We start from the raw sequence: 8972 nt of genomic DNA on the forward strand, positions 1-8972 counted from the left end.
CACCTGGTTGGCGCGATCGATCGTCCGGTCGCGCAGTAGGTATGGCCAGATCTTGTGCGCCGCATGCTTGCGGCTCTGTTCGGGCGACGGTACAGCGCTTCGATGCAGCGTGCCCACGGAGGCTCTCCCGTCGCAACAGGCGGGCCAGCATGCGTGCGCCTGCGAAGGGATGCTCCAGATGCAGTTCGTCGATCCGGCGCATCAGCTTCAGATCCGCGTCGCTGATCGGACGCGGCTAGTAGTAGACGCTCGATCGGGAAATGCCGACCAGCTTGACCTGGCGGCTCACCGGCAGCGGGTGATCGCGGTCAATCATCGCTTTCCGCTCAGCAATCCCGCCTTGCCGAGCGCGTGCTCTAAAAAATCGTTCTCCAGTGTCAATTGGCCGATCTTTGCATGTAGTGCCTTCACGTCCGCAGCGTGCTCCGCCAACTGCTGCTTCCACTCTGTGATCTGGCTCGGGTGCACGTCATACTGCTGGGCGCCAGCGTCTTGTCGCCCTTGAGCGCGGCCATGGCCACCTTGGCCTTGAAGGTTGCCGAGTGGGTCCGTCTGATTCATTTCGTCATCTTCTGGGTCCTTTATGCCCGCCATTATGGCCGGCCCAGCTCTTCCACTTAGCCGACTGTCCGAATTTCCGAATTTCCGCCGCCACCTCTGTCTTAGTATCACTCGGCGGCGACGACGAAGTCCTTGGACGCGAAGTTCAGGCCGCCGGAAGACGAGGTGATCTCAAACCCATACTGCAGATCTCCGATCATGACGTCATGGAAATAGTTCAGCGACTTCAGGTACTTCATGATCGCTAGCACGTCGATCGTGGTGTTGTTTGTTTTGTCCGTTCGCAAGAACGAATAAACCATGTTGCGGCCGTTGGTGCCCACATAAACGTTCCACGTGCCACCGGACAGCGAAACGTTGCTGTGATGCGGGATTGCGCAACCGTCGGACGTCCAATTGTAGGAGATTGGCTTGACGTTGCCGCAACCCGCCGAGGTTCCCGTGTAGTTCAACCATACCATGATTTCGTGTGCCTTGTCATCGGTCCAGATGTCGAAAGTCGACTCCCAGGCGCCACCGGCAGGCGTAGTGGCCGAGACCGCAGCGGTCAGCCTGCTTAGCGAACTGATGGTTTTGTTGACGGAATAGCCGATGTGAGGATAGGACTTGATGCCGCTTGTATTTGGCTGATCTGAAGTGACACCCCAGTCGCCGTTGGTATTGGCCCAGATGGTTTGCGCACCCGCTGCAACATTGCTGCAAGGCGACCAGACGTTATTGTTGAACGTGTAACTGCCGTAGCTCCACGAAGCGAAAAGATTGGTGGAGGAGCATGACGAAGTCGCGGGAGAAGAGGCAGACCACATTGCGGCCTGTGTGTTGGTGGCGCCGAGCACCAGCGCGGCGCCACAGCTGGCGAGAATCGAGATTCGATGCATGGCGTTACTGCCTCCTGTCGGGTGGGCGATGTTTGCGAGAAATAGCGGTGAAATCGAAGTAGTGGTGCGATCCGATTAAAAAACGTAGGCTCCTAATTTGCTTCGTTGGAAATTTCTTCATGGGCACCCCACACCTGGAAACGCCACTGGAATGGGGTAAATGAACATCGTTTCAATTGGATGGCCCGCGATACGCCATTTGTTTTGCTAGTAGCCCACCGCAGATTCGAGCGACCTCATCAACTCGCCTGCGCACCACTTCCTGCTTTGTTTTTACCCCAGCGACGCCGATTGAATGGGAACATAATGTAATCTACAACGGTGAGCGGTTCGGACTGGTCTCGGAGGCCAACTTCCGGCCACTCATTCTTTTTTGGCCAGTATGCCGTGAGAAAAATAGTGTCCCAGATGGTTGTAAAGAGCCCATAGTTTCGGCCCCGGTGGCTCGGATCCGCCGAGTGGTGAATACGGTGGAATTTATTGTCCCCGATGATGTATCGAAGCGACCCTAGATTGATGCGCGTGCTAGAGTGTACTAGATGGACCTGAAATGCAATCAGACTCATGGCAACAACTGGAACCACCCCAGATTCGAAGTGTACTAGAACCAGTGGCAGTGCCACAAAAATGGCGTAAACAATCGGCTCAGACAAGTGATGATTGCAGTTCCACGCAGTCAGTTCGCGGATCGAGTGATGAGTGGCATGCATGCGCCACAGGATAGGAATGGCATGCTGAGCGCGGTGCATCCAGTAATAAAAAAAATCACCCAAAATCGCGACCAAGACTCCTGAAAGGATCGCCAAGCCAGTGTTAAGAATTGCGCTATCAACACGAAGCAATGCACTAAAATTGATGGTTATGAGCGGCTTGATCCCTAGCCATTGCAAGCCCGCAGCATATAATTGCCATATCAAGGCGGCCCAGCCAAGACGAATGATCCAATTTCGCACGCCGCGAACGTATGAGGCGAAACTGTATCGATATGCCGGAAATGTCAGCTCGAGTGCTGCGCATATGGTAGCGAAGACCGCAGTCAACGCAAACGACCTCAAGAAAAACTGAGTCATCTGATTAATATCGAGAACGTGCATTTATTTGCTCCGGCGATTCATCAAACGCGTCGACCTCAGGTCATGACAACCCGTCCAACACGCGGCATCTTCTTCGCGGGGATCATGAATACAATGGCAGTTGATCTTTATCGTGACCACACAAATTCATTCATATAGAATCCGCGCCGAAAAAAGTGACGTAATATAGCATGTCACATTTTGAATTACATTTTCATGACACCGCTTCGGCAGTATTTTTTGTCACCGGCACCGGTGATGAACTCGATGGATATTATGAGGCATTTCTTATAATTGGAAAAATCAATTTTTTGGATAAGACCAATTTGCGGTACAAATGTTGTCGATCAGGAAATTCCTACGTGGCATTCAGGATCATGGCCTCCGCGAGTAGGAAAGTTCTTCTATGCTAGCGTCCGTACTGAGTGTGCCGTTTGGGCCCGTCGGCAATTTCGCGGTCGACAAGGGTTCGTACCGCCTACAGCAACGGCCGGAACGTCTTCAAGCGCCTGACTGCACAGGGCCAGTGCAGCCGAGCGCGATACGCTGTTCCGCAGGACGGCCAGTACCGTGTACCAGCTTGGCGAATCGTCTTATTGATCCGGCATTCATGAACTTGAATCGGGCAGCATACTTCTCAGGCGTCGGAAAACGGCGTGGTCAGCGGCCGCTACGCCGCCATTGCGCGCGGTGGGAGCAAGCCCCATCCCGGATGAATATCGACGGCGCCACCGCCGTCATCTATGCCGAATTCGGCTTCCCGACACCGCTGGCGCGGGCATTCGCCGAGGCCGGTCTAAAAGACTGTGCCGTGACCAACTGATTTGGCCTCGCCGCGCCCAAGGGGCGCCAACCGGACTGGTTGCCAGGCTTCAGGCCGAAGTGCAGAAGAGCGCGCAGAGCGCGGACATCAAGGATGTGGCTGGCAAGCAGTGGAGCGCAACCCGGTGGTATGGTATTCCGTCGGCAGAATTTGCGCGATGAATCAAGCAGACACCGTTACGTGGACACAAGTGGCGAACGCAGAAAATGTTAGCCGGAGTAATTAGGGCGCCTTGTGCAATGCTGTTGGCGATGGGTTGCACCAATTTTTCGTCCAGCGATAGGTACCAGCGGCGGAGGGCAAAGAGCGAGGTTCTGTGTGCATTTTTCTGCCGTCGCGACGTCCAGGCGTCAAGCGCTGGTGGGGCGAGATCTCCGGCAAGGGCAACAACACCGGGAAAATGCCCACCACCGGAGCGTTCGTCGCCAAACTGGCGCCCCTATCGCAGCGCTCATGAAATATCGACGCTGGCGGGGCGGAGACCCGCCGCTTGCTGCAGTCGATGCTTGGCCGCAAGGTGACGCGCCAGCGTGGCGTCACGGTACTTGGCGGCGCCGCCAAGTACCCCCGTTACTATCTTCATGCCCCGACAATTGGGGCTTTGGCCAGCCAGGCCCGGCATGATTCCTGCCCCCAGTCGTCCATGATCCGGGGGGGTGTTGTCACCGGGCCTGGTGGATGGCTGGTGATCGCTAATAGGGGCTCGGCCAAGGTGTTCTTGAGGCCCTCCGTAACGTGGATGCCGAGACTTGCCACCGTTTTTGCAGGCCAACCCGCTCAATCCGCATAAGCTTCGATGCAAGAAAACCAACAACATGACTTCGTCGATGTCTTCATCGGCGTTGATGTAGGCAAAGGCCAGCATCACGCTGTAGCACTCGATCGGACCGGGAAGCGCCTGTACAACAAAGCGCTGCCCAACGATGAGGCCAAACTGCGCGCCCTCATCACCGACCTCAAGGCACCCGGCCGACTCCTGTTCGTCGTCGATCACCCCGCCACCATTGCTGCCGGTCGCAGTCGCCCGCGACGAAGACGTCTTGGTCGCCTATCTGGCGGGTCTGGCCATGCGCCGCATCGCTGATCTGCACGCGGGTGAAGCCAAAACCGATGCTCGAGATGCCGCGATCATCGCCGAAGCCGCGCGATCGATGCCGCATACACGGCGCACGCTTCGACTCGCTGACGAGCCGCTCGCCGAACTCACCATGTTGTGCGGCTTCGACGACGATCTGGCTGCCCAAATCACCCAAACCAGTAATCGCATTCGCGGCCTGCTCACCCAGATCCATCCCGCGCTGGAACGGGTTCTGGGACCTCGCCTGGACCATCCGGCCGTGCTCGATCTGCTTGAGTGCTACCCGTCGCCCGCCGAGCTTGCAGCAACCAGCGAGAAGACGCTCGCCAACCGTCTGACCAAGCTCGCCCCGCGTATGGGCAAAGGCCTCGCGTCCGAAATCGTTCAGGCGCTAAGTGAACAGGCTGTCGTCGTACCCGGCACGCAGGCCACTATCGTCATGCCGCGCCTGGCCCAGCAGCTCGCCGCCTTACGCAAACAACGCGACGAAGTCGCCAGCGAAGTCGAACGGTTGGTACATGCACACCCTCTTTGGCCGGTCCTGACCAGCATGCCGGGAGTCGGCGTCAGGACAGCCGCCAGGCTCCTCACCGAGGTCGCGCACAAAGCCTTCGCTTCGGCCGGGCATCTTGCCGCCTACGCCGGTCTCTCGCCGGTCACCCGCCGCTCAGGCGCGTCCATCCGCGGCGAACATCCGTCCAGGCGGGGCAACAAGGTACTCAAGAGAGCTCTGTTTCTCTCAGCCTTTGCCGCCTTGCGAGATCCGGTCTCGGGGGGCTACTACGCTCGCAAGGTCCAGCAAGGAAAGCGCCACAATCAAGCGCTCATCGCCCTTGCCAGAAGACGCTGTGATGTGCTGTTCGCCATGTTGCGCGACGGCACCTTCTATCAGCCGAAATCCGCCCCTAATGCTTGACGAAACACATAGGCCCCCGCGGCAGAATAGATTTATATGAACGCCCCCGATGCGCCAGGTTTTCTTGTGTTCTGATTCGACAGGAAAGGTTGCAGCTTTATATGCGCCTTTCTGCAGCATATGCTGCGCAGGCCCCGATGAAATCCGCTGACTCGCTCCTAATCTGTCGCGCGAGCTGAACGCTCTTACTATTGCTTCAGGCTTTGCGAATCCCGGTCCGACCTGTCTTGAAAATCATCTAGCGGGCCTCCCCCCGCCGCCCTGGCGGGCGACGGGGTTAAAGTATGTTTGCTCAACCGCTTTAACCGTAAGGAGGCCAACATGGAATATAGTGGCATTGACTTGCATTCGAACAACAGCGTAGTCACCGTGATTGATGAAGCTGACCGGGTCATGGCGGAAAAGCGGCTGCCCAACGATCTGATGAAGATTCTGCTTTTTCTTGCCCCGTGGCGAGACGAACTCGCCGGCGTCGTGGTCGAATCGACGTTCAACTGGTACTGGCTTGTCGACGGCCTCCAGGAAGCAGGATTCCAAGTGCACCTGGCCAACACCACGGCGATCAAGAAATACGACGGGCTCAAGCACAGAGGGGATGAGACCGATGCGCGTTACCTGGCCCACCTGCTACGATTGGGAATTCTTCCCACGGGCACCATCCTGCCGCCGCAGCACCGTGCCGTCCGCGACCTGGCGAGGAAACGCATGCAACTGGTACGCAGCCGCACCAGCCACATCCTCGCGGTTGAGAATATTACAGCGCGTCAGTACGGCAACCGAATCACGAGCAATCAGGTCAAGCGATTGGGCGAAGAAGCGATCGATCAAATGCACCTGCCAGACGACGTGGCACTTGCTGTTCGAGCGACCGTCGCGGTCATCACGACGCTCTCCGCGTAGATCGAAGTCGTAGAAAAGCGTCTTCAAGAAAAGGTCACACCGAACCCCGACTATGCATTGCTGACTACGGTGCCCGGTATCGGCCAAACTCTTGCAACCGTCATTTTGTTGGAGATCGGACCCATCGATCGCTTTGCTAGTGCTGGCAATTTCGCGTCGTACGCTCGTTGCGTGGACAGCCAGCACACGAGCAACGGCAAGAAGAAAGGCGAAGGCAACACCAAGAACGGAAACGCGTATTTGTCTTGGGCGTTCATCGAAGCAGCCAACTTCTCGCTGCGCTTTTGTGCTGAGGCCAAGCGCTTCTACGAGCGAAAGAAAGCCAAGAGCAACACGGTCTTGGCGCGCAAGGCCCTGGCGCCCAAGCTGGCCCGCGCGTGCTTCCACATTCTGAAGGAGCGCAAACCGTTTGATGTGACGCGCTGCTTCGCGTAGAGCTGATGACGGCGGGCGGCAAACCTGATGTGATGACTGGTCTCCAACCCTTGTGTTTTGAATAGGATGCCGTACCGCCGTCCCCAATGTGTAGTAAAGCGGATCGCCCACGATGCGAGCCAGCCGTGGATTGGCGCCGACAATTCGGCAGCCCTCGTTTTTGTGCAAACCCCATGGACGCATCGCGGCACCAACGTTCTTCTGGGGTGGTGAAGCCACCAGGGCGACAGGCAACCGTTGTAAGCCGATCGCTTGATCCTGATGGGTGTCTGGCGCGATCTGTCGCAGCCAGGAATTGAAGAAACGGGAGCGCTCAGCTACTGCAATCGGGCATGCGAAAACCGGCTACCAAGGCAGTCGTGGGCGTTCTTGCTCACTTGACACCGGCTCGCTAATGGGTGTCATCACACTCGATTGCCAACGCAACCTTTCGACGTCATCCTGTAATCTTCGCGAGTCTCCTCGGCGCTATTTTCGGATCAAGCTGGCCGTGTGCTCACGTGATCGTGCTTGTATGGCCTGTCGTCGTTGCGGTTCGCGCCGGTCAGGATTGCGCTGATGGGGACGCCATTTGCGTCGACGAGGATGTGGTGCTTGGAACCTGGTCGCGAGCGATCCGTGGGGTTCGGGCCAGTTTTTCGCCCGCCCCAACGGCCCGCACCGACGATGAATCGACGGCTGCTCGTGAGAAATCGAGTTCGTGGGCCTCGCGAAGCTTCGCCAGCAATAGTTCGTGCAATCGCTTCCACACGCCAGCCTTCTGCCAGTCGCGCAAGCGCCTCCAGCAGGTCGGACCCGAACCGAATCCCAGCTTGGTCGATAGGTCGCACCAGCGTATGCCGGTCTTGAACACGAACAAGATGCCGTTCAGCGCAGCTCGATCCGAAACAGGAAGGCGGCCTGGATATTTCTTGCGTCGCGGCTTCGGCGGCGGCAGCAAAGGTTCGATCAGCGCCCACAACTCGTCATCAATGATCGGCGCGCTCATCCCCCTCGGTTCCCATCGTTCAGATGGCCAAGGTTAACAGCTTGCCGAAAAGGTTAACAGCCCCCTTGGGGTCTTTTTGAAACGGTCTCTTACAGTTGTGGATCGGCGAGATTGCCGCTTGGTATTGCTATGCGAACTTGGCGGTCCCGGTATTCCGATTCCACTTCGTGTGTTGCAAGCGAGGTAATTCGCGCCGGAAGTCTCTATCGTGTCAAGGAAGTTTCTGAGGCGTAATGCGAATATTTTCCGCCCCCCATTCGGCGGGTACCGATTTTTGGCGAAACCGATGCTCGAACCTGGCGCGTCATCATGTGATCGGGCGTGTCCGATCAAGCGGTCCACTACTGCGTTCATTACCGCGCCACTCTGACTCCGTTTTCGGTTCTTCGTCACCTGGAAAGGTTTGACTATCAAGGAGCCATTGGCAGTTCCAGGTGGTCCCGCAGCGTTTTTCCGGCGTAGTCGGCTCGAAATGCTCCGCGTGCCTGAAGCCGGGGCACGACCTCGCGCGTAAAGTCCTCGAACGCATCCGGAAAATGTGCCCGGCATAATGTTGAAGCCGTCGGCTGCGCCTGAGTCGATACCCAGTCGATCATATGGTCGGCCACCTGGTCGGCCGTGCCCACGACGATCTGGTGGCCCCGTGCGCTGGCAACGAGGTGATAAAGCTGGCGAAACGTCAGACCACGATCACGCGCCAGCCTGATCAGCAAGGCGCTGCGGCTGTGCACGATGATGTCGGTGGACAGCGGCGGCAGTGCCTCGTCAAGCGTGTAGCCGGACACGTCGAGGCCAAGCTGTCCGGTCAGGGGATCGTGAGCGCATTGGACTGGTCGGTAAGCGACTGGAGCAGGGCGAACTTTTCGTGCGCCTCGGCTTCGGCCTCGCCAATGACCGGCATCAGGCCCGGCATGATCAGGCAGTGACGCGGGCCGCGCTCGACCGCCGCCACCTGCTCGCGCAGCCCCTTGGCAAAGGCGACAGCCGACTCGGGATCCTGCTGTACCGTGAAGACGACCTCAGCTTGTCGTGCCGCCAGTGCTTGGCCCGGCCCCGATGAGCCGGCCTGGACCAGCACTGGTTGACCTTGCTCGCTTCGGGTAACGTTGAGTGGTCCCGCCACATGTGCTGCGATGCAGCAGTGCCACGTAAGCCAACAATTTGGATGGTTGTGACGCGCACCTGCGGGTCGCAAGTCAGTTATCGGGCTCCTTTCACATGTCGCCAGCAGGGCGCTTAAGAAAGGGCGGTTTCAAGAGCGAAGTGCAACGCCCCGCATGTTATTGAAGAGGAAGCTTGTCCGAGGGATTTGCGAGTACC

At 57.8% G+C, this 8972-nt stretch carries 4 protein-coding genes and 5 pseudogenes; 3 read left to right on the plus strand and 6 right to left on the minus strand.

All coding sequences use genetic code 11. From position 1 onward, the window contains the following. From J8I82_RS38845 to J8I82_RS36625, 3 genes and pseudogenes are all read right to left on the minus strand, one after another. Positions 1-515 (minus strand): annotated as a pseudogene (locus J8I82_RS38845) (transposase family protein); the annotation flags it as partial. Between the two features lie 153 nt (positions 516-668). After that, a complete protein-coding gene (locus tag J8I82_RS36620) occupies positions 669-1439 on the minus strand; it encodes a GH12 family glycosyl hydrolase domain-containing protein (protein WP_209765372.1) in 771 nt (256 codons plus the stop codon). Positions 1440-1678: 239 nt separating this feature from the next. After that, on the minus strand, positions 1679-2533 hold the full coding sequence (locus J8I82_RS36625; protein ID WP_209765374.1) for a sterol desaturase family protein: 855 nt from the start codon (positions 2531-2533) through the stop codon (positions 1679-1681). Between the two features lie 617 nt (positions 2534-3150). On the opposite strand from J8I82_RS36625, the pseudogene J8I82_RS36630 reads away from it, so the two are divergent. The 3 pseudogenes from J8I82_RS36630 to J8I82_RS39825 form a co-directional block, all read left to right on the plus strand. Next, a pseudogene (locus J8I82_RS36630) lies at positions 3151-3290 on the plus strand (citryl-CoA lyase); the annotation flags it as partial. A gap of 841 nt (positions 3291-4131) precedes the next feature. Continuing rightward, positions 4132-5329, plus strand: a pseudogene (locus tag J8I82_RS36635) (IS110 family RNA-guided transposase). A gap of 321 nt (positions 5330-5650) precedes the next feature. Then, positions 5651-6664: pseudogene (locus J8I82_RS39825) on the plus strand (IS110 family RNA-guided transposase). Between the two features lie 524 nt (positions 6665-7188). Here the strand turns inward: J8I82_RS39825 and J8I82_RS36645 are convergent. From J8I82_RS36645 to J8I82_RS36655, 3 genes and pseudogenes are all read right to left on the minus strand, one after another. Then, positions 7189-7652: pseudogene (locus J8I82_RS36645) on the minus strand (IS5 family transposase); the annotation flags it as partial. A gap of 410 nt (positions 7653-8062) precedes the next feature. Next, a complete protein-coding gene (locus J8I82_RS36650; RefSeq protein ID WP_209765376.1) occupies positions 8063-8437 on the minus strand; it encodes an LLM class oxidoreductase in 375 nt (124 codons plus the stop codon). Positions 8438-8457: 20 nt separating this feature from the next. Further along, positions 8458-8730 (minus strand): LLM class flavin-dependent oxidoreductase, encoded by a 273-nt coding sequence (locus J8I82_RS36655; RefSeq protein ID WP_284183259.1) that lies wholly within the window; start codon positions 8728-8730, stop codon positions 8458-8460. Positions 8731-8972 lie beyond the last annotated feature (242 nt).

The organism is Cupriavidus consociatus, assembly GCF_017814975.1.
Taxonomy (GTDB): Bacteria; Pseudomonadota; Gammaproteobacteria; order Burkholderiales; family Burkholderiaceae; genus Cupriavidus; species Cupriavidus consociatus.

Bases quoted from the DNA above. Each gene is read 5' to 3' on its own strand.
- J8I82_RS36620 (WP_209765372.1), bottom strand. From the start codon at position 1,439: ATGCATCGAATCTCGATTCTCGCCAGCTGTGGCGCCGCGCTGGTGCTC.
- J8I82_RS36625 (WP_209765374.1), bottom strand. From the start codon at position 2,533: ATGCACGTTCTCGATATTAATCAGATGACTCAGTTTTTCTTGAGGTCG.